The organism is Bradyrhizobium sp. ORS 111, from assembly GCF_045571485.1.
In the GTDB taxonomy this organism is placed as follows: domain Bacteria; phylum Pseudomonadota; class Alphaproteobacteria; order Rhizobiales; family Xanthobacteraceae; genus Bradyrhizobium.
Genome location: NZ_CP120701.1, coordinates 522,861 through 547,952, shown reverse-complemented (window position 1 = coordinate 547,952; position 25,092 = coordinate 522,861). Strand labels below are relative to the sequence as shown.

The following is a 25,092-nucleotide window of genomic DNA, read 5'->3' as shown; positions in this document are numbered from 1 at the left end:
ACAACAGGGTGGCGAGCGAGATGAGATTTTCGGCAAGCACTTGCGACGCGCCATGTCCTGGATTGATCCAGCGATGAACCTTCCTCAGTACCTCAAGCCAGCGCTCGGAACAGTCGTCCTTGTGGCCCTTGGCATCGCCTATTATTCGTTCGAGCACCGCTCCCACCCCGAAGCAAAGGAAACAACGGGCGAGGCGCTGGTTGTTGTGACGAAATCGACCAACGCCTGTTTCTCCGACATGGTCCGCGTCACGGGTTTCATTGTGCCGCGCCGCGAGGCGCAGGTGAACGTTGACCAGGAGGGGTCCAAGGTCACCGACGTCCTTGTCCGCGAAGGCGACAGCGTCACCGAAGGCCAGGAACTCGCCCGGCTTACTCCGCCGCCGCAGCAGGCCGCGCAGGGCAACACCAAGCCGATCGTGCTGCGTGCGCCGGCAGCCGGGCTCATCACCGAGGTACGCACCGCGGTTGGCGCGCCGGCGTCGCCGCAGGCTCCTCCGATGTTCAAGATCTCCGTCAACAACGAAATCGAGCTCGACGCCGAGGTGCCGGGCTTCCAGCTCCTGAAGCTCAATCCGGGCGCCACCGTGCGGATCAGCCGCGACGATGCGCCCGACATGGTCGGCAAGGTCCGCCTGATCTCACCGCAGATCGACCGCACCACCCAGCTCGGACATATCCGCATCACCCTGAACAACAATCCCACGCTCAAGGTCGGCATGTTTGCTCGTGCCAATATCGACGCCAAGCGCTCCTGCGGCGTTGCGGTGCCGCGCACCGCGATCGACCGCCAGACGCTGCAGGTCGTGAAGGGCAATACGGTCGAAACGCGCAGGGTCCGGGTTGGGCTGACGTCCGATACCTTGACTGAAATCGTTGAAGGCCTCGATGTCGGCGAAATCGTCGTGGCCGACGCCGGCACCTCGCTGCATGATGGCGACCAGATCAAGACGATGTTTGCCGAAGACCTCGATCGCACGCGGACACGCTAATGGCTTTGAACATCTCGGCATGGTCGATCCGGAACCCGCTTCCCTCGATCGTCTTCTCGATCATCCTGCTCGTGCTGGGCTGGGTGTCGTTCACCAAGCTGGCGGTGACACGGCTGCCCAGCGCCGACATTCCGGTGATCTCGGTTGCGGTCTCGCAGTTCGGCGCGGCTCCTTCGGAACTTGAATCGCAAGTCACCAAGACGATCGAGGACGGCGTCTCCGGCGTCGAAGGCGTGCGCCACATTTCATCGTCGATCACCGACGGGCTCTCCGTCACCACGATCCAGTTTGCGCTGGAGACCAACACCGACCGCGCGCTGAACGACGTCAAGGATGCGGCGACGCGGGTGCGCGCCAACCTGCCGCAGAACGTCACCGAGCCGTTGATCCAGCGCGTCGACGTGATCGGCCTGCCAATCGTGACCTATGCCGCGATCTCGCCCGGCAAGACGCCGGAGCAGCTCTCCTACTTCGTCGACGACGTGGTCAAGCGCGCGCTGCAGGGCGTGCGCGGCGTCGCGCAGGTGGAGCGCATCGGCGGTGTCGAGCGCGAGATCCTGGTCTCGCTCGATCCGGACAAGCTACAGGCCGTCGGCCTCACCGCCGTCAATGTCAGCCAGATCCTGCGCGGCAGCAATGTCGACCTCGCCGGCGGCCGCGCCGAGATCGGCAAGAACGACCAGGCGATCCGCACATTGGCGGGCGCCAAGACCGTGAACGAGCTCGCCGGCACCATGATCCCGCTGTTCGGCGGCGGCGAGGTGCGGCTCGACGACCTCGGCACCGTCACCGACACCATCGCCGATCGTCGCACCTTCGCCCGCTTCAATGGCGAGCCGGTGGTGGCGCTCGGCATCAAGCGCTCCAAGGGCGCGAGCGACGTGGTGGTCGCGGCCGCCGTGCAGAAGCGCATCGACGCCCTGAAGGCGGCCTATCCCGACGTCGATCTCAAACTGATCGACACTTCGGTGCAATTCACCAAGGGCAACTACGAAGCCGCGATCTCGACCCTGTTCGAGGGCGCGATCCTCGCCGTCATCATCGTGCTGCTGTTCCTGCGCGATATCAGAGCCACGATCATCGCCGCGGTCTCGCTGCCTTTGTCGATCTTTCCGGCGTTCTGGGCGATGGACCTCCTCGGCTTCTCGCTCAATCTGGTCTCGTTCCTCGCCATCACGCTGTCGACCGGCATTCTGGTCGACGACGCCATCGTCGAGATCGAGAACATCGTCCGTCACATGCGGATGGGCAAGACGCCCTATCGCGCCGCGCTTGAAGCTGCCGACGAGATCGGCCTCGCGGTGATCGCGATCTCGCTGACGATCATCGCGATCTTCGCGCCCGCAAGCTTCATGTCCGGCATCGCCGGGCAGTTCTTCAAGCAATTCGGCATTACCGTCTCGGTGCAGGTGTTCTTCTCGCTGCTCGCCGCGCGCTTCGTCACGCCGATGCTGGCCGCCTACTTCCTCAAGCATCACTCGCAGGACGAGCCGCCGCCGGGCCGCATCCTGCGCGGCTATCATAGCCTCGTCACCTGGTCGGTGAAGCATCACTATGTCACCGTGCTGATCGGCTTTGCGATCTTCGCGGCATCGATCTGGAGCATCACGCTGCTGCCGCAGGGCTTCCTGCCGGCGCAGGACACCGCGCGCTCGCTGCTTGCCATGGAGCTGCCGCCGGGCTCGCAGCTTGCGTATACCGAGAAGGTCACCGAGGAGATCGTGGCGCGGCTGCGCAAGCGGCCTGAAGTGAGGAGCGTGTTCGTCGACGGCGGCCGCGTGCCGCCGGGCACCCAGGAGGTGCGCCGCGCCGCGCTGATCATCAACTACACGCCAAAGGCCGATCGCAAGATCACCCAGCGCCAGCTCGAGCTCTCGATCAGCAGGGAGCTCGAGAACGTGCCGGATATCCGGTTCTGGTTCCTCGACGAGAACGGCCTGCGCGCGATCTCGCTTGTCGTCACCGGCACCGACAGCAACATCGTCAACAATGTCGCCAGCGAGTTGGCGACGCAGATGAAGCGGATCCCGATCATCGCCAATGTGATCTCGGAGACCGCGCTCGACCGGCCCGAGCTGCGCATCCACCCACGCGCGGAACTCGCCGCGAGGCTCGGCGTCTCGACCGAGAGCCTGTCGCAGACCATCCGCGTCGCCACCATCGGCGACGTCGGCCCGGCGCTGGCCAAGTTCGATGCTGGCGACCGCCAGGTGCCGATCCGCGTGCAGCTCGAGGACACCGCGCGCGGCGACCTGAAGATGCTGCAGCAGCTTCGGGTGCCGCTCGGCTCGCACGGCGAGAAGGGCGGCGTGCCGCTGTCTGTCGTCGCCGACATCCAGCTCGACCAGGGGCCGACCAGCATCAACCGCTACGACCGCGAACGGCAGGCCACCGTCGCCGCCGACCTCGTCGGCAATGCCGCGCTCGGCGATGCCACCAAGCTGATCTACGACCTGCCGGTGATGAAGAGCCTGCCCAAGGGGGTGAAGGTCAGCCCGTCGGGCGATGCCGAAAGCCTCAACGAGCTGTCCGACGGTTTCACGACCGCGATCACCGCCGGCTTGATGATGGTCTATGCGGTGCTGGTGCTGCTATTCGGCACCTTCCTGCAGCCGATCACCATCCTGTTCTCGCTGCCGCTCTCGATCGGCGGTGCGATCGGGGCGCTGCTACTGACCGGCAAGCAGCTCACGACCCCGGTGTGGATCGGCATCCTGATGCTGATGGGCATCGTCACCAAGAATGCGATCATGCTGGTCGAATTCGCCATCGAGGCGATCCGCGGCGGCAAGACGCGCGAAGAGGCGATGATCGACGCCGGCATGAAGCGCGCGCGCCCGATCGTGATGACCACGATCGCGATGGTCGCCGGCATGACGCCGTCGGCCCTCGCCTTCGGTGCCGGCGGCGAGTTCCGTTCGCCGATGGCGCTCGCAGTGATCGGCGGCCTGCTGTTCTCAACGCTGCTGTCGCTGGTGTTCGTGCCGGCGATGTTCATGGTGATGGACGACATCGGCGCCCTGATCTGGCGCTTCAGCAAGCGCCTGGTGGTCTCGCACGCCGACCACGAGCTTGCCCCGAACGAGCGTCAATCCAAGCCTCCATCCAAGGGGCCGCCCGACACGATGTCGCCTGCGGCGGAATGAAGGCGCAATCGCGGCGGCGCTGAACGCGAAACCCCTGCGGTCAACGGGAGGACCGCAGGGGTTTGCAGATGGATGGCGTGAGGCCAGCAAGGCTGGGTGTCACCCCAAGGACCCGCGCTAGCAATGAAAGCGGCCGCGACCGGTTCCTGCAAGCACATCTTTTGGGCGATGGCGATTAGTCGTTGCGCGCCACCGCGGTCAGCTTCGGCATGTTGTGCAACAGGATGCGGCCGCGCTGCAGATCGAGAATGCCGTCCCTGCGCCAGCTCTGGAGCTGACGGTTGACGCTTTCGCGCGCCGCGCCGACGAAGATGCCGAGCTGTTCCTGCGAGATGTGCACCTCGGAGCCGAAATCCTCCGCCAGCGCGCACAGCCGCCGCGCCAGCCGCACCGGCAGCGGCTGCAGCACGGAGTCTTCCATCCGCTCGCTCTGCCGGCGGATGCGCTGAGAGAGCAGCTCGATCAGCCGCACTGCGACCTTCGGCTCGCGCGCAAGGAAGCCGAGGAAATCTCCCCGCCGCAGCACGAACAACTCGCTGGGCTCGCCCGCGGTCGCCTCCGCGATGCGGTCCTGGCCGTCGAGCACCGCGATCTCGCCGAAGAGATCGCCGGGCCCCATGAAGCTCACCGTCGCCCGGTTGCCGTCGGAGCCGCCGGTCTCGAGCCGGATCTGGCCGCTGCGGACTCCGAACAGGGCATCGCCGGGATCGCCTTTCTGGAACAGCACCTCACCGGCCGCGAGTTGCCGGGTGTGGCAAAGGCCCGCAAGCCGCTGCAATTCGTCCGCGCCGAGATCCGCGAACATCGGGTTCATCCTCAAAATGACCGCAAATTCGGCCTGTTTGCTCATGGTACTGCCTTCCAGATCAATCCCAGCGGTCCCGCAACGCCGGTTAGCAAGATTCACCCTCAATGGAGTGTGTCAGAGGTCACATAAGTTCATGCTGGTAACGGATTATTTTTCCCGTGGTTGGAGCCAACTGCCGTTTCCGGGATAATCCCGACTGGTCGGCCCTGCCCGTCCGCGACGCAACCGAACCCGATGCCGTTTGCCCGGTTGGAACGACGATATGAGAGCACTGAAACTTGCAGGAGCCGCGATCGCTGCGGTGGCCGTGATCATCGCGCTGCTCGGGGCGTTCGGCATCCCGGCTGGCGTCCTGACGTCGGCGATCGCCGAGCGGGTCGAGCGCGAGACCGGCTACAAGGTTGCGATCAATGGCAGCGGCAGGATCGTGCTTTGGCCGACGGTCCACATCACGCTGAGCGATGTCGTGCTGCAGGCCCCGACGCAGCGCGAGGTCGACAACCGCTTCACCGCCGACAGCATCGAGGCCGAGACGACGCTGTCGAGCCTGTGGTCGGGCCGGCCCGAGATCACCGACCTCGTGATCATCAAGCCCGTGGTCAACCTGCCGCTGCAGCGCGAGCGCACCCGCGACAACAATCCGCCGGCGCAATCCGCCTCGCCCGGCAACCCAAGCACCATGTCGGTCAGGCACGTCGGCATCAGTGGCGGCACCATCGTGCTCGCCAATCCGCGCGACCGCGTCGAGGACCGGATCGAGACGGTCAATGCCGACGTGACGGTCGGCGCCGATCGCAGCATCGTCGTCACGGGCAACGCGCGCGCCCGCGACAACCCGGTGAAGTTCGAGATCCGCGCCGCCGCGCCGCCAACGCAGCGGCAGAACGCGCCGACCGAATTCAATATCGATGCCCCCGGCCTGTTGCCCGCCGCGCTCAAGGCCAATGCCGAGGTGCGGCTGAACGGCACCGTCCTGATGTTCAACGGCGTGTCCGGCACGCTCGGCGACGGCGGCTTCACCGGCTGGGCCTCGGTCGATTTCGCCAGCAACAAGCCGCTGGTGAAGTGTGATCTCGACTTCCGCCGAATCTCCATCGCCGCGACGCCGAGCCAACCGAACGCCGAGGCGCAGCCTGCGGGCACCAACACCTGGAGCAACGCGCCGATCGACCTCAAGCTGCTCAACTATGTCGACGCGCAGGCCCGTATCTCGGCGGCGGAGCTTATGATCGGCGACGGCCGCTTCGCGCCGGCCGCGATCGATGCCTCGCTCACAAGCGGCGTCGTGAAGGGCCGGCTCGACAATCTCGGCGCCTATGACGGCAATGCCAATGGCGAGCTCACCATCGACGCCAGCAGCGACACGCCCACCTATGCACTGCGGCTCGATCTCAATGGCGTCCGCGCACTGCCGGTGCTGAAGACGCTTGCCGGGTTCGACAAGCTCGACGGCCGCATGCAGGCCAGGCTCGACCTGCATTCGCAAGGCACCAGCGAACGCGCCATCGTCGCCGGCCTCGGCGGCACCGCGCTCGCCGCATTCCAGGACGGCAAGATCATCGGCCTCAACCTCGCGCAGATGATCCGCAACCTCACCACTAGCCCATTGTCCGGCTGGCAGGAGAGCGCGGAACTCTCGACCGATCTCAGTCAGCTCTCGGCCTCCTTCAAGATCGACCGCGGCCAGGCCACAACCACCGACCTCGACCTCGTCGGTCCGCTGGTGAAGATGACCGGGGCCGGCACCGTCGACCTCAACACCAGGCAGATCGGCTTCCGCGTCGAGCCGCAGCTCGTGATGACCACCGAGGGCCAGGGCCGCGCCGGCAATCCGGTCGGCTTCGGCATTCCCGTGATGATCGAGGGGCCGTGGGCGGACCCGCGGATCTATCCGGAGATCCAGGGCATCTTCGACAACCCCGAGGCGGCCTATGCCAAGCTCAAGGAGATGGGCAAGGGCCTGTTCGGGCCTGGCGGCGACGGCAAGGCCCAAGGCAGCGGCGCGAGCCAGGACAATTCGCTCGGCGGACAGCTCGGCGAGACCATCGGCAAGCTGCTGCAGCAAGGCCTCTCCACCCTGAACCAAGGCAATGCGAAGCGGGGGAGTCAGGACTCGACGCAAGGATCGACTCAAGGCCGCGGCACCGATCAAGCCGCACCGCCACCCTCGCCGCCCGATCCGTCGCAGCAAGACCACAATCCGGCGATGAACGACATCCTGCGGCAACTGTTCAACCGCTGAAGGTGCCGCACACCGAACAGTTTTAATCACCCGATCCTGGCCGCGGAGCGACGAGAGATCGCGCCGCCGCTCCTCCCGGCGGGAACCTAGACCGGACCGCACCTTGTATTCGCGGAAAAGATGTGTATGTTCATACCATTCGATTAGCCGTTGTGCCTTGTTGAATGGTCAAAGCGGCCCTTTTCCAAAGAACATCAGTTGAATCGTCGACGCGCAGCTTTGCGCAAAACATGCGCATATGCGCGTTTGGAGAAGAGAAATGGCGACAGGTACTGTGAAGTGGTTCAACGGCCAGAAGGGCTTTGGTTTCATCGAGCCGAGCGACGGCAGCAAGGATGTGTTCGTTCACATCAGCGCCGTCGAGCGGGCCGGTCTCTCCGGCCTCGCCGAGGGACAGAAGGTCTCGTTCGAGCTGAAGACGGACAAGATGCGTGGCAAGACCAGCGCCGAGAATCTTCAGCTCGTTTAAGACGCTGCAGCGTTTTCAGGCGACGCGGATGCCACTCCGCGCCAGGAGAACGCGTCGGAACGTGAATCCAGAGCTTCGGTTCTGATTCAATCAGCACCGAACATGCTCTTGCTTGGGCATGATCTCTGCGCAAACGCGTCGCGTTTGTCGCGCGGAAACGCAACCTGCTTTTCCGGATCATGCCATGTCGTCATTCCACGGATGTACTGGGATGACGTCGAGTTTGCCCGATCCCTTAAAGGATCGGGCGGACTTCGGCGCATTTGGAGGTTCGATCGCCATGGCCACGAAGCCACAGCAACTATCACCCACGAGCCTCGCGCGAGCCGACCGTCAGCGGATTGCGGCCGAGGAAGGTGCGCGAGCGATGGCCGAGGTCGAGCGCGAGGCGCTCGCCGTGCGCAAGAACATGGAGCGGCTGCGCGCCTTGCGCGAGGCACGCGACGCCGAAGCGGCCCGGGCCAGCGCGGCCCCGGCACAACCCGCTGCCAACGCAATCAAGCGGATCAAACGCGTCGTGCGGTAGCTCCGCGTCGCCTCAGCGACTGCCACTCGCGGCGGCCCGCGATGACGGCTGGTGCGGATCAACATTGTCAAACAGCGCGAGGATGTGCGCCCGCGGTCTCGCGACGCGCGTTGCGCCCGAGTTGTGCGGGGCAGCTAGGCTTGCTTGTCACCGCCCCCGCGCGACGCGTTCGCGTCAAGCAGACGGGGCACCTGCCACTGGGGCGCCCGAACCACCCGACTTCACCGTCCGCCAGCCTACGCGCTTCGTCGATCGCACCGCCAGCGTCCATCGCATCCCGCCGCACGTTCGTGACGATCGCGATACGCCCGTCTTGCCGGGCGTGACGGGGTGAGTTGTAGAGCTGAGTTGTGAGTCAAGAAGAATTCTGAAAATCGAAATGCTGAAAATTGACTCACGAGTGGCGCGAGCGTTCCGTGAGATACGCAACAATAATCGCGCAACTGACCGGGATCATGCAGGAGACGTCGCACTGACACGAAAGCGAGCCGCCACAGCAGCAGCGCTCTGCGCTGGTTGCTCGGCTCTCCGTCTGCTAATCAGGGGAGCGCATATCTTGGAAATGTCCGCTGATGCCGCCACGCTCTTCGACCCTCACCGCCGCCGCGCTATTCCTCCTCGTGGCGCGGCCGGCACTTGCCGCTGACAACACCGATGCTCAGCCCAAAGGCGCCGCCGTCACCGTGCTGAAGGCTGCGAAATCCTGCTTCGACAATATCGTCGAGGTCTCGGGCGTCGTGATGGCGCGGGATGAGCGGCAGGTTCGGCCTGATCGGTTCGGGCTGAAGGTGGCGCAGGTGATGGCCGATCCCGGCGATGCCGTCACCGCGGGGCAGCCGCTTGCGCGGCTGACGGACGGTGCCAATGCGATCAACGTCACCGCGCCGGTGGCTGGCACGATCTCGGCCTCCACGGCGATCGTCGGCGCGCCGGCGTCCGCCAAGGGCGAGGCGCTGTTCACGATCATCACCAGAAGCGAGTACGATCTGGTCGGCATGGTGCCGACCCGCGACGTCACCAAGGTGAAGGCCGACCAGACGGCGCGGGTTGCGGTGCTCGGCGCCGGCGAGATCGACGGCAAGGTGCGGCTGGTCGCGCCGACGGTGGAGCCGAACAGCCAGCTCGGCCAGGTGTTCATCGCGCTCACAACCGACCGGCGGCTGCTGGTGAATTCATCCGGCCGCGCGCGGATCAAGACCGGGCAGAGCTGCGGCGTCGCGGTGCCGCTGACCGCGATCCTCTATTCCACCGCCGGCACCGTGGTGCAGGTGGTGCGGCGCGACCGCATCGAGACGCGGCGGGTGGAGACCGGGCTGATGTCGGCCGGACAGGTCGAGATCCGCGACGGCGTGCAGGAGGGCGAGATCGTGGTCGCCCGCGCCGGCGCGCTGCTGCGCGAGGGCGACCCGGTGCGGCCGGTGGGTGAGAATGCCGACGCGAAGTAGGGGGTGTGATCAACGCCTCATACCGTTCAAGCAGTGACATCGTCGACAATTTGGCGCACGTCGTCTCCCGTCAGGCAGCACGGCAAGCGGCACCCCTCTCCCTAACCCTCCCCCGCAAGGGGGGAGGGAACCCGTCCGCCGGTGCCTGCCTCACGCAAGCTGCCGACGCTGGCGGCTCCCTCACGCGAGTTGCTGAGACAGTGATCTTCGTAGACGTGCCGAGATTGCCGGGCCGATATGCGGGATGAAGTGCCGCCGCGCCATGTGAGGCGGGCACGCGTCTCAAGCTCCCTCCCCCCTTGCGGGGGAGGGTTGGGGAGAGGGGTTCTCTCCGCAAGCAGTTCAGTATCAAAGGATCACGATCCTCACCCGGATCGCGTATGCGATACGGATGCGCGCCCGCGCGTGACGCGCTGGATCACCCGCCGAGCTTGACGTCTTCCAGCAGCGACGACGACACCTGCGGCACCTGCTCGCCTTCGCTGACGCGGGACACGGCGGCGCGGGTCTTGTTGAAGGCGGCCTCGACGCCGGCCTGGGTGTTGAGATTGGTCAGGAGCTCCGACACCAGCACGCTGTTCGCGGTCATGGAATCGTCGGCGACCTTGCCCGGTGCGGCCGAGGTCAGGACCAGCGTGTTCTCCGGCGGGCTGATCGGGGCAAGGCCGTGGGAATAGGCGCGGAAGCGGCGCTCATACGGATTGCGCCTGGAGGCATCGAGCACCACGAGCTTGGTGCTGGCGCCCTGCTCGTTCATCGCATCGAGCACGGACTCGATGCTGACGCCTGTGCGCTTGACGTCGGCTTCCTTCCAGATCGCGGCGTCGACCGGGATCATGTAGCTCTCGCGGCCCACCTGCACGCCGTAGCCGCCGAAGAACAGCATCACGACGGTGCCGGGGCGGATCTTCGCCTTCATCCGCTCGACCGCGCGGACCATGTCGTCGCGGGTCGCATCCTCGACGACGTCAACATCGAAGCCGTCATGGCGCAGCGCGGCCGACAGCGTGCGGGCGTCGTTGATCGGCTGCGCCAGCGGCGCGGAGGCGTCCGGATAATGGCCGTTGCCGATGATCAGCGCGAGATGGGACGCGCCGGTATTGACGACGCCGGTGGCCTGCTCGGTGGCGACGGCCTTGCCGGCGTCGAGCGAACGCTTGTTCAGCGCGGCATGGGCGCCGATCGCCAGCGACACCGTGCCGGCCAGCGCCACGGCGACCGCAATGGTGCGGCGGGAAATGCGAAGCTGCCTAAGGTTCATGGCGTTCCTAGTCCCAGTCGTTATCTCAAGGCGCTCAACATGGCCGCGCCAGTTAGTCGCGTTCGATCCGGTCGGGTTTAATGGGGTTGCTTACGTGTGTGCCGGTGAGTTCAGCTCTATTTGCGGCATCGCAACAAACAAACCATTAACCCGAGCGGGCGCCGGGAGCAACCCGTTTGGCGCATGAGGCCGATCGAACGCGCCTCTTGACGGTGTTGAGCACCCGTTATGTGACCCCAATCACATTTGTGTTTCCCGCGGATTCATATAGCCTTCCCAAAGGGTTGCGAGATCTTGGGGCGGAGCGCCGAAACATCGTCCGGGCTGACGGCGTTAACCGGTTCCTTGGGAAAGGGTTTCATGGGCTTTCACGGGATCGCGGGAACGGTCTGCCGGGCGCTGACGGCCAAGAAGGACGGGCCGTCGCTGTACGACGTCTGCGATCCGCTGCTGCTGAGCTACCAAGGCGGCGATCCCCATCTCGGACAGTTCTACCGGACCGCGCTCGGCAATCCGGCGCTGCGCACGCTACTCCGCCGCACCGGCGTCCCTGCGCTGAAGGATGTTGCGCGGCTCGACCGGCTGCGCGCGGCGCTGATCGCGGCCCGCGACGAGGTCGCCCCGGACTGGGCCGCGATCGGCGCGCCCGTCGCCGAGCTGATGGATGATATCGACGTTCGCCATCCGCAGCCGCCGGCCGCAACCGTGCCCGGCCGCGCGCCGGCGCCGGCCGAGCTCGACCGGGTGATCGGCACCTGCGGGGCGCATCTGCTGCGCGCTTTCGCGAAGAACAGCTTCATCCCGACCTATGCCGCGTTCAACCTGCTCGGCGATGCCGACATCGGCGGGCGCGAGATGCTGATGGCGCTCACCGGCCTCAACGCGCGCGGCTACAAGAACTCGACGCTGCTGTTCTCGCTGGCGCGCATCTTCATCGCGCATTCGCCGGCGCGCGCGCTGATCAATCCGCCGTGGCGCGGCATCGCCGAGCCGATGTGGGAGCCGGTGCAGATCCGCCATCGTTCGGCCTATTACGACGCGTTCTTCACCGAGGCGCTGCTCGGCTTCATCGAGAGCGGGCTCGCGTCATCGGATCAGACCGCTGCCGCGCGGCGCGCGATCGCCGACATGGTGGAGTTCTGCCTGACGACCAGTGCCGAGCAGGTGCCATCGCATGACGGCTCCTTGGTGAAGGTGATCACCGCGCTGGCGCCGGGACGGCATCCGCGCTTCTCGCGCTTCTTCGCCCAGATCAAGCAGGATCTCGGCTTCGGCATCTACGTGCCGGACTGCGACACCACCGCGTGCTCGTTCTCGGCGGCGACGCAGGCCGGCTCCGACGATCCGATCCTCGCCCAGCCGCTCGTCGATTTCTATCGCGGCTATCAGGTGCAAGCCGGCGCCAACGAGCCGCGCGTCACGGTGCCGCTCAACGATAACATCGACTATGAGGGCGGCGTCGTCACCTGGATCGACAATCTCGATGGCGACCGGCCCTATGGCAACGACCTCGATCCGACCTTGAACCTCGACATCCTCGAGGTCTCGTTCCGCAACCTTGCGCGCTGGAAGGTCATCGAGACGCCAGAGCGGCTTCAGACCGTGCATCGCATCATCGCGTTCCAGAAGAGGCTGGTCGAGAGCGGCGCGTTCAGGAATCCGCGCTCGCACATCTACTATCTGCCCGAGCTCTATTCGGCTTATTTCGGCCGCTGCTACGCCGCCTTCATCGCGCTGCCGCTCACAGCGCAGCGCATCATCGATCCCGGCAACGTATTCGCGCTGATCCGCGCCCGCGTGCTCGGCTACGTCATGAACGAGCTGATCAGCCATGAGATGAACCCGTTCGACGCCGCGCTGGCGCTGATGGCGCTGGCGCATCTTGGCGCCGAGGTCGCAAGCTTCACGCCGGCGCTGCACTGCATCGTGCAGACCTTCGGCGAAGGCGGCCGCCGCGGCCCCTACAGGGCCTATGAGTGGAACAAGATGAAGACGCCGACGCGCATCCTGGTCGGCGGGCCGGAGGTGACGTCGGCCTTCGTGCTGATGGCCCTGGCGCTGGCGCGAAAGCGAATGGCGAATGCGTAGAATGCGTGGGATGGGTAGAGCGAAGCGAAACCCATCGGTACACCGGGACAGCTGATGGGTTTCGCTGCGCTCTACCCATCCTACGGACTGACGAAAAAGCGAATGGCGAATGCTACAGAACCGAGAATGACGCGAAGTTGAAATCACCTGCAACACAACGCCACTGGCCCCGATGCCCAATTGCCCGCACAATCTGTGGGCACTAGAAATGGCTTTCGTTCGCGCCGGGATTGCCAATGCTCAAGACGTTGCTCACCGCTGGCCTGCTGTTGTCGCTCTCGACGCTGGCGCACGCCGCCGACATCACCGGCGTGCCGAAGATCCGCGACGGCGACCAGGTCCAGATCGGCAGCGTCCGCATCCGGCTCGGCGGCATCGACGCACCGTCGACCGACCAGCTCTGCCTCAACACCAAGGGCGAGCGCTGGACCTGCGGCGTCGCCGCGCGCGACGAGCTGATCAAGCATGCCGGCGGCAAGAGCTGGACCTGCCACGCCCGCTCGGTCGATCGCCACGGCCGGACCATCGCGCGCTGCCTGGTCGACGGCGAGGACATCCAGAAATGGCTGGTCGGCAGCGGCTGGGCATTGGCCTATACCCGCCTGTCGCACGACTACGAGGCGGACCAGAAGGCGGCGCGCGAGGCCAAGGTCGGGATGTGGCAGGGCGCGTTCATCGCACCATGGGACTGGCGCGTGCGCAACAAGAAGACGCCGGTGCTCGGCGCGGCCAAGGTGCCGGACAGCGCGCATGCCATCCTGCTCGCGTCGGCCTCCGGGCCGGTCGCGCCCTCGCCCGACTGCACCATCAAGGGCAACGTCAACCGCTCCGGTGAGTGCATCTATCACAAGCCGACCAGCCGCTGGTATGCGCGGATCGAGATGAAGATCAGCAAGGGCACGCGCTGGTTCTGCTCGGTCGAGGACGCCGAGGCCGCCGGCTGCCGCGAGACGCGACGCTGACAACGCATAGAATGACGCTCGATTGCGGCATCGGCAGCGCACCCCCTCTCCCGCTTGCGGGGGAGGTGAGAGCCGGCCGAACGCTGTGACTAGCACCTCGGCCGATCCGCATGCGGCACGCAGGCGCCATCGCATCCGGCGCATCGCGATGGCGCTGCTGTTCGTCGTGGCGACGTATTTGATCGCGGCCTATCTGCTGCTGCCGGAGCTCTGGAAGCACTACGAGCACCAGAAGGGCCTCGCTGACCTGCCGATGGTGACGCGCACCGCGCAGGGCATCCCCGGCGATCCCATGAACGTCGGCCTGATCGGCGATCTCACTGACGTGGTCTGCGCGATGCATCAGGCCGGCTGGTATCCGGCCGATCGGATCACGTTGAAGTCCTCGATCGAGATCGTCGGCAGCGTGCTGCTCGATCGCCCCTACCGGGACGCACCGGTCAGCAACCTGTTCTATCTCGGCCGGCGCGAGGACCTCGCCTTCGAGAAGCCGGTCGGATCGAGCGCGGACCGCCGCAATCATGTGCGCTTCTGGAAGGTGCTCGATTCAGGCGAGGAGAAGCGCCCGGTGTGGCTCGGCGCCGCGACACTGGACCGCAGCGTCGGCGTCAGCCACTACACCGGCGCGGTGACCCATCACATCGCGCCCGACCTCGACGCCGAGCGCGCGCTGCTCGCCACCGATCTGGAAGCCGCCGGCATGGTCACCGCGAAATATCAGGTCACCGGGATCGGTCCCACGCTCGCCGGCCGCAATGGCGGCGGTGATCTCTATTACACCGACGGCGAAATCTGGGTGCTGCGCCTGGTCGAAGCCTGCAAGAAGCATGAGGGCCCGGTCGAGCAGATCCCGAGCCCGGCCGCGACCGCATTCAAGGACCAGGTCTGGCACGCCGTGGTCGAGGCGATCGGCAAATAAGGCAGCCGTGTCCCGCAGTTTTTGAAGCCCTGGATTGCTCCGCCATGCTCGCAATCACGGGCCCGATCGCATATCCTTCCTGCTTGACCCCTCACACGCTTGATTTGCGCGTTTTACCCATAAGGACCAAGAAGATGACCGTTCGCGCGGGCCGGGAATTTCTGGCCATCCCCGGGCCCACCACGATGCCGGATCAGGTGCTGCAGGCGATGCATCGCCCGGCGCTGGACATCTACTCCACCGAGATGGTCGAACTGACCGAAGGCCTGCTGCGCGATCTCTCGAAGCTGTTCGCCACCAGGGGCAAATCCTACATCTACATCTCCAACGGCCATGGCGCCTGGGAGGCGACGCTCTCCAACGTGCTGTCGCGCGGCGACAAGGTGCTGGTGCTGGAGAGCGGCCGCTTCGCGATCGGCTGGGGCCAGGCCGCGGCTGCGATGGGCGCCGAGGTCGAGGTGCTGAAGGGCGACTGGCGCCGCGCCATCCGCCCGGCCGAGGTCGAGGCACGGCTGCGGCGCGACAGGGAGCACAGCATCAAGGCGATCCTCGCGGTGCAGGTCGACACCGCATCCGGCGCCTATAACGACATCGAGGCGATCGGCAAGGCGATCAGGGCCGCGGACCATCCCGCGCTGTTCATGGTCGACACCGTGGCCTCGCTCGGCTGCATGCCGTTCGAGATGGACAAATGGGGCATCGACGTCGCGATGAGCGGCTCGCAGAAAGGGCTGATGACGCCGCCCGGTCTCGGCTTCGTCGCCGCCAACGACCGCGCCTGGGAGGTGCACAAGAAGGCGAACTTGCGCACGCCCTATTGGGACTGGACCGAACGCGAGGGCTCGGAGCACTACCGCAAATATGCCGGCACCGCGCCCGTGCACCTGCTGTTCGCGCTGCGCGAGGCAATCAACATGCTGCACGCCGAGGGACTGGAGAATGCGCATCTGCGTCATCGGCTGCTCGGTGAAGCGGTGCGCCGCGCGGTCGCGGTCTGGGGCGAGGGACAGGTGCTCGGCTTCAACATCGCCGAGCCCGCCGAGCGCTCCAACACCGTGACGACGGTGACCGTGAAGGGTGCCGACCCCGCCGCGATCCAGCGCTACGCCAAGGAGAAGTGTGGCGTCGTGCTCGGCACCGGCATCGGCGACCTGCACGGACAAGCTTTCCGCATCGCGCATATGGGCCACGTCAACGCCCCGATGATCCTCGGCACGCTCGGCGTCGTCGAGGTCGCGCTCACCGCGCTCGGGATTCCGCACGGCAAGGGCGGAACCGACGCCGCAGTGCAGTGGCTCGGCGAGAACGTGAAGGCGTAGGGGGCGAGGCGCGGGTCCAACGCCGCGGACGCACATGCTTGACCCGTCATCCTGAGGAGGCCGCGAAGCGGCCGTCTCGAAGGATCGACGGCCACGCTGTCACCGTGAGCGGCTCTGAACGCGCGGAAATACCCGGGCCGTGCATCCTTCGAGACGCGCGTTCCGCGCTCCTCAGGATGACGGGTCATGGGTCGCAGGATGGCGATACGCCGATGGGACGCTTGACCACAGCTAAATTTACTCGATGATCAATCCGCGTTGTACACATGGGATCATCGTCATGGGTATCCACGTTTACATGCTTCGCTGCGCCGACAACTCGTTCTATGTCGGCAGCGCCACGGGCGACGATCTCGCGCCGCGTATCGAACAGCATAATGCAGGAGCATTTCCAGGCTATACCTACAACCGCCGACCCGTGGTCCTCGTCTGGTCAGAATACTTCGATCGCGTGACTGACGGAATCGCCGCGGAACGGCAGCTCAAAGGCTGGAGCCGAGCGAAGAAGGAAGCGCTGATCCGATCGGATTGGGACACCGTCAGCCGGCTGGCCCGTCGTCGCGGTGGCGCGGCGCAAGTTACACCTGACGCACAGTGATCCCATCCCCGTCATCCTGAGGAGGCCGCGGAGCGGCCGTCTCGAAGGATCGACGGCCACGCTGTTACAACAGACAAGTAGAGACATCCGGGCCGTGCGTCATTCGAGACGCACGCAAGAGCGCGCGGATGACGGGCTGCACATGTGCCACGCATTGCTAATTCGGCACCAACACTTTTCGTCACCGCCGTTTTCCGCTTTACTGCCGGCAACAGCCGGGCACTGATCCCTGCGAAATAACGAGAATGGAGGGAGTGCTTGGCGTCGGTGGAGTTGCACGGCCTGGTCAAGCGATTCGGCTCGTTTGTCGCGGTCGATGATGTGTCCCTCACGATCAATCACGGTCGGCTGGTCTGCCTGCTCGGGCCGTCCGGCTGCGGCAAGACCACGACGCTGCGGCTGATCGCGGGTTTCCTCGAGCCGTCCGACGGCGAGATCCGCGTCGGCGATCGCGTGGTCTCCTCCAAGGCGCGCACCCTGCCGCCCGAGCAGCGCAACATGTCGATGATCTTCCAGAGCTACGCGCTGTGGCCGCACATGACGGTGGCCGAGAACATCGTCTACGGCCTGCGGCTACGCAAGGTCGATCGCGCGACGATCACAAGGAAGCTCGCCGCGATCCTGGCGACGACCAAGCTCGAAGCACTGGCGCAGCGCTATCCCGGCGAGCTCTCCGGCGGCCAGCAGCAGCGCGTCGCGCTGGCGCGCGCACTGATCGTTGGCCCCGAGACCCTGCTGCTCGACGAGCCGCTGTCCAACCTCGACGCCAATTTGCGCGAGGAGATGCGCTTCGAAATCCGCCGGCTGCACGACGAATATCGCTACACCACGGTCTACGTCACCCACGACCAGTCGGAGGCGATGACCACCGCCGACCTGATCGCGGTGATGAACGCCGGCAAGATCGACCAGCTCGGCACGCCCGAAGACATCTATGCGCGTCCTGAGTCCGAGTTCGTCGCACGCTTCATCGGCGCGGCCAATGTGATCAAGGGCACCGCGCGGGACGAGAGCCATGTCGCGTTTGCCGGCACGACGCTGCAAGTGGTCGGCGCCAGGCTCGTCGCAGGCCAGAGTGCGCCGGTCGCGATCCGTCAGCATGAGATCCAGCTCTCGACGCAAGCGCCTGCGGCGCAGCAGAACACGGTGAAGGCCATTGTGACGCGGCAGGTCTATCTCGGCATCAACCGCGACTACATGGTGGAGACGGAGGACGGCACGTCGCTGCGCGTCACCACGCCGACCGGGACGGCGGTCGACAAGGGCAGCGAGGTCTGGCTCACCTTACCGCCGGAGCGCTGCCGGGCGCTCAGCCGATAGCAAGAAATGGAGGACGCGATGCGGAAGCCAGCTTCCAGACGCGATGTCCTGAAGGCCGGGCCATGCTCGCGCTCGGCAGTGCCGACGCGTTTCTTTGCCTCGCCCCGCTTGCGCGGAGAGGGCGCCGAAACAGCTCGGTCCGGATCAGCATGACAGCAACCACCGCCTCACCCGCCGAACCCCGCATCGACTGGACGCGGCCCGTCCTCTGGCTGTTCGCCGCCGTGCTGATGTTGTTGATCCTGCTGCCGCTGTCCTGGCTTGCGGTGTTCGCTTTCACCGACAAGGATCGCCATCTCACGCTTGCGAACTTCGCGACCTTGTTCAGCAATCCTGATTTCCTCGATCCGCTACTGACGACCGCGATCATCGCGGTCACGTCGTCACTGATCTGCTGCGCCGTCGCGGCTCCGATCGGCTGGCTGGTGTCGCGGAGCGACATGCCGGGCCGGCAGATCATCCGCGCGCTGGTGACGGCGTCCTTCGTGACGCCGCCGTTCCTCGGCGCGATCGCCTGGGAGCTGCTGGCGGCGCCGAACTCAGGCCTGCTGAACCAGCTCTACCGGCTGTTCGCCGGCGAAGACGCAGACGCACTGTTCAACATCTATTCGCTGACCGGGATCATCTTCGTGATCTCCTGCTACACCTTTCCGTTCGTCTTCGTGCTGGTGGCCAATGCGCTCGACACCATGCCGGGTGAACTGGAGGACGCCTCGTCGATCCTCGGCGGCAACGCCTGGATCACGGCGCGACGCGTGACGATCCCGCTCGCCCTGCCCGCCCTGGTCGCGGGCGCGTTGATCGCGTTCCTGCAGGCGATGACGCTGTTCGGCTCGCCAGCGATCCTTGCCCTGCCGGCCGGCTTCCACACCATGACCACCAAGATCTGGAGCCTGTTCCAATATCCGCCGAAACTGGAATTGGCAGCGGCCGCCGCGGTGCCACTGCTGCTGCTGACCATCCTGCTGCTGCAGGGGCAAAAGACGCTGCTCGGTCGCCGCAGCTATTCGGTGGTCGGCGGCAAATATGGCGCGCCGCGCCGGGTGGAATTGCGCGGCTGGCGCTATGCTGCGCTCGGCTTCTGCCTCGTGGTGCTGCTCAATCCGGTGTTCCTGCCCTATCTTGCATTGCTCAACGCCGCGTTCTCGCCGAACGCCACCACGCTGGTGACGCCGTCGACGCTGACGCTGCACAACATCATCTTCGTGTTCACGGAGCTGTCGTCGACCCAGCTTGCGCTGAAGAACACCGTGATCCTCGGCACCGCGACTGCGACGATCGGCACCATCCTCGCGCTGGTGATCGCCTATGTCACGACGCGGCGGGTGATCGCGGGCCATCGCGTGCTCGCCTTTCTCGCCACCGCGCCGGTCGCGGTGCCCGGCATCGTGCTCGGTGTCGGCCTGTTCCTGAGCTATACGCGGCCGCCCTTCGTGCTCTACGGCACGCTGTGGATCCTGTTGCTCGCGTTCCTCACCATCAACTTGCCGTCGGCCTATCAGCAATTGCAGGCCGCGTTCGCAACCATCCATCCCGAGCTGGAAGAAGCGAGCCGCATCCTCGGCGCGACGCGGCTGCAGGCGCTGCGCCAGATCACCGCGCCTTTGCTGCGCACCGGCGTGATCGCCACTTGGTGCTTCATCTTCATCGGCGTGATGCGGGAACTGTCGGCCGCGATCGTGCTGTTCACCTCGCAGACTAAGGTGCTGTCGGTCCTGATCTACGACCTCAACGAAGGCGGCGATCTCGCCGCGATCGCGGTGCTCGGCATCGCGATGCTGATCATCACCTTCGCGGTGGTGCTCGCGGTGAACCAGATCCCGATCTCCGGCGGCAATGCCGCTGCGCGGCTGAGGAACGGGTAGCGACGTCCATCCCCGTCATTGCGAGGTGACACGTAGGGTGGGCAAAGCGAAGCGTGCCCACCATTGCGAGCGCAGCGCTTGATGGTAGGCACGGCGCTCCGCGCCTTTGCCCACCCTACCGGACTAACGCCCACCGCCCATCTGGCAATCGCCACATTCATCCCGATATAAAGCGATGCCCCCTGCACAATGAGGATCGTGTGACCAAATCCGCCACCAAGACCGCTGCCGTTCACGTCCCGCCCGTCGCGCCGCGCCGGCCGCACGCTTTCACCACCCACGGCATCGCGGTGACGGACGACTATGCGTGGATCAAGGATCCGAAGTGGCAGGAGGTGCTGCGCGATCCTTCGATCCTCGATCCCGATATCCGCAAATATCTGGAAGAAGAGAACAACTATACCGAGACCCTGCTGGGCCACACGAGTGGCTTGCAGAAGCGGCTCGTCAAGGAGATGCGCGGGCGAATCAAGGAAGACGATTCCAGCGTGCCATCACCCGACGGCCCGTTCGCTTATTTCCGCAAGTTCCGCGAAGGCGGCCAACATGAACTGTTCTGCCGCATGCCGCGCGACGGTGGCGACACGCATGTCGTGCTCGACGGCGACGCGCTGGCCAAAGACCACAAATATTTCAAGTTCGGCGGCAGCCGGCATTCCGATGATCACAAGCTGCACGCCTGGAGCGCAGACACCAAGGGCTCCGAGTATTTTTCCATCCGCGTGCGCGACTGGGCTGATGGCATCGATCTCGACGATTGCGTCGAGGAGACCGATGGCAGCGTGGTGTGGGCCAAGGATTCGAAGAGCTTCTTCTACGTCAAGCTCGACGACAATCACCGCCCGATGCAGGTGTGGCGACACAGGCTCGGCACCCCGCAGGCGGACGACACGCTGATCTATGAGGAGCAGGATCCCGGCTGGTTCACCCACCTGCACGAAAGCTCGAGCGGCCGGTTCTGCGTGATCGCGGGAGGTGACCACGAGACCTCGGAGCAGCGGCTGATCGACCTCGCCAATCCCGATGCGCCGCCCCGCCTCGTCGCTGCGCGCGAGGAAGGCGTGCAATATTCGATCGCCGACCGCGGCGACCAGCTCTACATCCTGACCAATGCCGACGACGCCATCGACTTCAAGGTGGTGACCGCGCCGCTCGCCGCCCCCGAGCGGGCCAACTGGCGCGACCTGATCCCGTATCGCGAAGGCGTCTACGTGCTCGATGTCGAGCTCTATGCCGGCCACATGGTGCGGCTGGAGCGCGCCAACGCGCTGCCGGCGATCGTCATCCGCGATCTCGGAAGCGGCGACGAGCACGCGATCGCCTTCGACGAAGCCGCCTATTCGCTCGACACGATGGGCAGCTACGAGTTCGACACCACCAACCTGCGCTTCTCCTATTCGTCGATGACAACGCCCTCGGAGGTGTATGATTACGACATGTCGAAGCGGACGCGGGTGCTGCGCAAGCGGCAGGAGATTCCGTCCGGTCACAACCCGGCCGACTATGTCACCACACGTATCATGGCGACCTCGCATGACGGCGCGCAGGTTCCGGTCTCGATCCTGCACCGCAAGAACTTTGTCCGCGACGGCAAGGCGCCCCTGCTGCTCTACGGCTACGGCTCCTACGGCATGGCGATGCCGGCATCGTTTGCCGCCAACCGGCTGTCGCTGGTCGACCGCGGCTTCGTCTACGCCATCGCGCATATCCGCGGCGGCGCCGACAAGGGCTGGGGCTGGTATCTCGATGGCAAGCGCGAGAAGAAGACCAACACGTTCGACGACTTTGCCGCCGCCGGACGCGCACTGATCGAGGCAAACTACACCAGTGAGAAGCGCATCGTCGGCCATGGCGGCTCGGCCGGCGGCATGCTGATGGGCGCGGTCGCCAACCGCGCCGGAGACCTGTTCGCCGGCATCGTCGCCGAAGTGCCGTTCGTCGACGTGCTCAACACCATGCTCGACGACACGCTGCCGCTGACCCCGCCGGAATGGCCGGAGTGGGGCAACCCGATCGCAAGCGAACAGGACTTCCGCACCATCCTGTCCTATTCGCCCTACGACAACGTCGCGGCGACGCACTATCCCGCGATCCTCGCGATGGGCGGGCTGACCGATCCGCGCGTCACCTATTGGGAGCCGGCGAAATGGATTGCGCGGCTGCGCGCCACCATGACAGGCGGCGGACCGGTGCTGCTGCGCACCAACATGGGCGCCGGCCACGGCGGCGCCTCCGGCCGCTTCGACCGCCTCGACGAAGTCGCGATCGTCTACGCATTCGCGCTGTGGGCGGTGGGGATCGCGGAGAAGGCTGAGGCGTAGGACATCGTAGCCCGATCTGCCGCGGTTCCATCGTCGTCCTGGCGAAAGCCAGGACCCATACCGCGTGATCTATCGGTGACGCACCCTGCGCGTCCCACGCTACAACGGGTTCACGACCAGTCTTCGTCAAACTCCTCCCTGTGGTTATGGGTCCTGGCTTTCGCCAGGACGACGGGAGAATCGGGGGAGACCTACCTCCCCTTCGCCTTGCGCCAGACCGCGAAATCCTTCAGCGTCTGCTCGTCGGTCGCGGGATAGAGCCCGAAAATGCCGCGGCCGTTGCGGACTTCCTCGGTCACGAAATCCTCGAATGCGGTCATCTCGAAGGTTTCATCGGCGATCTCGTCGGCGAGATGCGCGGGGATCACGATGACGCCGTCGCTGTCGCCGAGGATCACGTCGCCGGGAAACACCGGCGCATCGCCGCAACCGATCGGCACATTGATTTCGATCGCCTGATGCAGCGTGAGATTGGTCGGCGCGCTCGGCCGATGATGGAACGCCGGGAAGCCGAGCCTGGCGATCTCGGCGGCGTCGCGGAAGCCGCCGTCGGTGACGACGCCGGCACAGCCGCGCTTCATCAGCCGCGTCACCAGGATCGCACCGGCGGATGCGGCGCGCGCGTCCTTGCGGCTGTCCATCACCAGCACGGCGCCTGCAGGGCAATCCTCGATCGCCTTGCGCTGCGGATGCGAGCGATCGCGGAACACCTCGATCTTGTTGAGGTCTTCGCGCGCCGGCATGTAGCGCAACGTGAAGGCTTCGCCGACCATGGTCGGCTGATCGGGGCTCAGCGGGCGGACATCCTGGATGGCCTGGATGCGAAAGCCGCGCTTGAACAGCGCGGTCGCCACCGTCGCGGTGGAGACGGATTTCAGCTTGTTGCGGGTGGTGTCGCTGAGTTTTGACATGGTGCTTTGTCCCGGTTGTCATTCCGGGATGGTCCGAAGGACCAGACCCGGGATCTCGAGGTTCCGGGTTCGATGCTCCGCATCGCCCCGGAACGACAGGAGTTAATAGATCGAAGGCTCGCCCACCGGCTTGCCAAAACCGGTCTCGAGGAAATCGAAATCGCAGCCTTCATTGGCCTGCTTGATGTGCTTGGAAAACATCCAGCCATAGCCGCGTTCGAAGCGCCGTTCGGGCTGCGTCCATTCCGCGCGACGCTTTGCCAGCTCCGCCTCCGGCACATCGAGATTGATGGTGCGCGCGGCGACGTCGAGCGTGATGAGGTCGCCGTTCCTGACCAGCGCCAGCGGGCCGCCGATATAGGATTCCGGCGAGACGTGCAGGATGCAGGCGCCATAGCTGGTGCCGCTCATCCGCGCATCCGACAGCCGCACCATGTCGCGCACGCCCTGCTTCACGAGCTTGGTCGGGATCGGCAGCATGCCCCATTCCGGCATGCCCGGGCCGCCCTGCGGGCCGGCATTGCGCAGGATCAACACGTGGTCCGCGGTGACGTCGAGATCGGGATCATCGACCGCCTTCTTCATCGACGGATAATCGTCGAACACCAGCGCGGGTCCGGTGTGCTTGAGGAAGCGCGGATCGCAGGCGGAAGGCTTGATCACGCAGCCGTCGGGCGCAAGATTGCCCTTCAGGACCGCGAGCGCGCCCTCCTTGTAGATCGGGTTCGCGACGGTGCGGATGACATCGTCATGATAGACCTCGGCATCGGCGATGTTCTCGCCGAGCGTCTTGCCCGTGACGGTGATGCAGTCGAGGTGCAGGTGCTCCCTGATCCGGCTCATCAGACCGGGAAGCCCGCCGGCGTAGAAGAAATCCTCCATCAGATAGCGGTCGCCGCTCGGCCGCACATTGGCAATCACGGGCACCTTACGGCTCGCCGTCTCGAAATCGTCGAGGGAGATGTCCTGCCCGGCGCGGCGCGCCTGCGCGATCAGATGAATGATGGCATTGGTGGAGCAGCCCATCGCCATCGCGACCGCGATCGCGTTCTCGAAAGCTCGTCGTGTCTGGATCTTCTGCGGAGTGAGATCCTCCCACACCATCTCGACGATGCGGCGGCCGGCTTCCGAGCTCATGCGGATGTGGTTGGCATCGGCCGCCGGGATCGACGAGGCGCCCGGCAGCGTCATGCCGATCGCCTCCGCGATCGCGGTCATGGTCGAGGCCGTGCCCATGGTCATGCAGGTGCCGTAGCTGCGGGCGATGCCGGCCTCCATGTCGAGCCAATCCCTGTCGGAAATCTTGCCGGCGCGGCGCTCGTCCCAGTATTTCCAGGCATCCGAGCCTGAGCCCAGCGCCTTGCCTTTCCAGTTGCCGCGCAGCATCGGGCCGGCCGGCAGATAGATCGCGGGCAGGTTCATGCTGGTGGCCCCGAGCAGCAGCGCCGGCGTGGTCTTGTCGCAGCCGCCCATCAGCACCACGCCGTCGACGGGATGGCCGCGCAGCAGCTCCTCGGCATCCATCGCCAGCATGTTGCGATAGAGCATCGTGGTCGGCTTCAACAGCGATTCCGACAGTGACAGCGCCGGCAGCTCCATCGGAAATCCGCCGGCCATCAGCACGCCGCGCTTGACGTCATCGACCCGGCTCTTGAAGTGCATGTGGCAGGGCTGCGCGTCCGACCAGGTGTTGATGATCGCGATCACGGGCCGATCGCGCCATTCTTCCGGCGCGTAGCCCATCTGCATCGCGCGCGAGCGATGGCCGAAGGCACGCAAATCGTCGGGCGCGAACCAGCGCGCGCTGCGCAGTTGATCGGGGGTCTTGGTCTTCTGGGTTGTCATGGAGGCCCCATCGCTCTCGAAATTGCTTGCATACGCCGGTGTTTCCGTTTCTGGAT

The 25,092-nt window shown here is 65.5% G+C and carries 18 protein-coding genes; 14 read left to right on the top strand and 4 right to left on the bottom strand.

Features of this window, described 5'->3' with window-relative positions:
* The first annotated feature begins 73 nt into the window (after positions 1 to 73).
* Together P6U30_RS02560 and P6U30_RS02555 are read left to right on the top strand one after the other, a co-directional pair.
* Positions 74 to 991, top strand: coding sequence for an efflux RND transporter periplasmic adaptor subunit (locus tag P6U30_RS02560; RefSeq protein ID WP_407167984.1), 918 nt, complete (start codon positions 74 to 76; stop codon positions 989 to 991).
* Positions 991 to 4,137 (top strand): efflux RND transporter permease subunit, encoded by a 3,147-nt coding sequence (locus P6U30_RS02555; RefSeq protein WP_407167983.1) that lies wholly within the window; start codon positions 991 to 993, stop codon positions 4,135 to 4,137. Before P6U30_RS02560 ends, P6U30_RS02555 begins: the two co-directional genes overlap by 1 nt.
* A gap of 175 nt (positions 4,138 to 4,312) precedes the next feature.
* Here the strand turns inward: P6U30_RS02555 and P6U30_RS02550 are convergent, their stop codons facing one another.
* Positions 4,313 to 4,987: a Crp/Fnr family transcriptional regulator gene (locus P6U30_RS02550; protein WP_407167982.1), complete on the bottom strand. Its 675-nt coding sequence runs from the start codon at positions 4,985 to 4,987 to the stop codon at positions 4,313 to 4,315.
* A 220-nt stretch (positions 4,988 to 5,207) separates the two neighbouring features.
* On the opposite strand from P6U30_RS02550, the gene P6U30_RS02545 reads away from it, so the two are divergent.
* The 4 genes from P6U30_RS02545 (at position 5,208) to P6U30_RS02530 (ending at position 9,627) form a co-directional block, all read left to right on the top strand.
* Entirely contained in the window at positions 5,208 to 7,187 is a 1,980-nt protein-coding gene (locus P6U30_RS02545) for an AsmA family protein (protein ID WP_407167981.1), read from the top strand.
* Positions 7,188 to 7,446: 259 nt separating this feature from the next.
* Positions 7,447 to 7,656, top strand: a complete 210-nt coding sequence (locus tag P6U30_RS02540; RefSeq protein WP_407149829.1) for a cold-shock protein — start codon at positions 7,447 to 7,449, stop codon at positions 7,654 to 7,656.
* 280 nt (positions 7,657 to 7,936) lie between these two features.
* Positions 7,937 to 8,182: a hypothetical protein gene (locus P6U30_RS02535; protein ID WP_407167980.1), complete on the top strand. Its 246-nt coding sequence runs from the start codon at positions 7,937 to 7,939 to the stop codon at positions 8,180 to 8,182.
* 572 nt (positions 8,183 to 8,754) lie between these two features.
* Complete coding sequence (locus P6U30_RS02530) at positions 8,755 to 9,627, top strand: efflux RND transporter periplasmic adaptor subunit (protein WP_407167979.1); 873 nt, start codon at positions 8,755 to 8,757, stop codon at positions 9,625 to 9,627.
* Between the two features lie 418 nt (positions 9,628 to 10,045).
* Here the strand turns inward: P6U30_RS02530 and P6U30_RS02525 are convergent, their stop codons facing one another.
* Positions 10,046 to 10,888 (bottom strand): caspase domain-containing protein, encoded by an 843-nt coding sequence (locus P6U30_RS02525; protein ID WP_407167978.1) that lies wholly within the window; start codon positions 10,886 to 10,888, stop codon positions 10,046 to 10,048.
* Positions 10,889 to 11,248: 360 nt separating this feature from the next.
* Here P6U30_RS02525 and P6U30_RS02520 point away from each other — a divergent pair, with 360 nt between their 5' ends.
* From P6U30_RS02520 to P6U30_RS02485, 8 genes are all read left to right on the top strand, one after another.
* On the top strand, positions 11,249 to 12,976 hold the full coding sequence (locus tag P6U30_RS02520) for a hypothetical protein (RefSeq protein WP_407167977.1): 1,728 nt from the start codon (positions 11,249 to 11,251) through the stop codon (positions 12,974 to 12,976).
* 236 nt (positions 12,977 to 13,212) lie between these two features.
* Complete coding sequence (locus P6U30_RS02515) at positions 13,213 to 13,938, top strand: thermonuclease family protein (RefSeq protein WP_407167976.1); 726 nt, start codon at positions 13,213 to 13,215, stop codon at positions 13,936 to 13,938.
* Between the two features lie 85 nt (positions 13,939 to 14,023).
* Complete coding sequence (locus P6U30_RS02510; protein WP_407167975.1) at positions 14,024 to 14,857, top strand: LssY C-terminal domain-containing protein; 834 nt, start codon at positions 14,024 to 14,026, stop codon at positions 14,855 to 14,857.
* A 134-nt stretch (positions 14,858 to 14,991) separates the two neighbouring features.
* On the top strand, positions 14,992 to 16,176 hold the full coding sequence (locus tag P6U30_RS02505) for a pyridoxal-phosphate-dependent aminotransferase family protein (RefSeq protein WP_407167974.1): 1,185 nt from the start codon (positions 14,992 to 14,994) through the stop codon (positions 16,174 to 16,176).
* Positions 16,177 to 16,456: 280 nt separating this feature from the next.
* The gene (locus P6U30_RS02500) at positions 16,457 to 16,774 is read left to right on the top strand and encodes a GIY-YIG nuclease family protein (protein WP_407167973.1); all 318 of its coding nucleotides are present in this window, start codon (positions 16,457 to 16,459) and stop codon (positions 16,772 to 16,774) included.
* A 267-nt stretch (positions 16,775 to 17,041) separates the two neighbouring features.
* Positions 17,042 to 18,094, top strand: a complete 1,053-nt coding sequence (locus P6U30_RS02495; RefSeq protein WP_407170663.1) for an ABC transporter ATP-binding protein — start codon at positions 17,042 to 17,044, stop codon at positions 18,092 to 18,094.
* Positions 18,095 to 18,243: 149 nt separating this feature from the next.
* Positions 18,244 to 19,959: an ABC transporter permease gene (locus P6U30_RS02490; RefSeq protein ID WP_407167972.1), complete on the top strand. Its 1,716-nt coding sequence runs from the start codon at positions 18,244 to 18,246 to the stop codon at positions 19,957 to 19,959.
* 200 nt (positions 19,960 to 20,159) lie between these two features.
* Positions 20,160 to 22,280, top strand: a complete 2,121-nt coding sequence (locus tag P6U30_RS02485) for a S9 family peptidase (RefSeq protein WP_407167971.1) — start codon at positions 20,160 to 20,162, stop codon at positions 22,278 to 22,280.
* Between the two features lie 191 nt (positions 22,281 to 22,471).
* Here the strand turns inward: P6U30_RS02485 and P6U30_RS02480 are convergent, their stop codons facing one another.
* Together P6U30_RS02480 and araD are read right to left on the bottom strand one after the other, a co-directional pair.
* Positions 22,472 to 23,191 carry a ribonuclease activity regulator RraA gene (locus P6U30_RS02480; protein ID WP_407167970.1) on the bottom strand — a complete coding sequence of 240 codons (720 nt, stop codon included), beginning with the start codon at positions 23,189 to 23,191 and terminating at the stop codon, positions 22,472 to 22,474.
* Positions 23,192 to 23,293: 102 nt separating this feature from the next.
* On the bottom strand, positions 23,294 to 25,036 hold the full coding sequence (gene araD / locus P6U30_RS02475) for an L-arabinonate dehydratase (protein ID WP_407167969.1): 1,743 nt from the start codon (positions 25,034 to 25,036) through the stop codon (positions 23,294 to 23,296).
* Positions 25,037 to 25,092 lie beyond the last annotated feature (56 nt).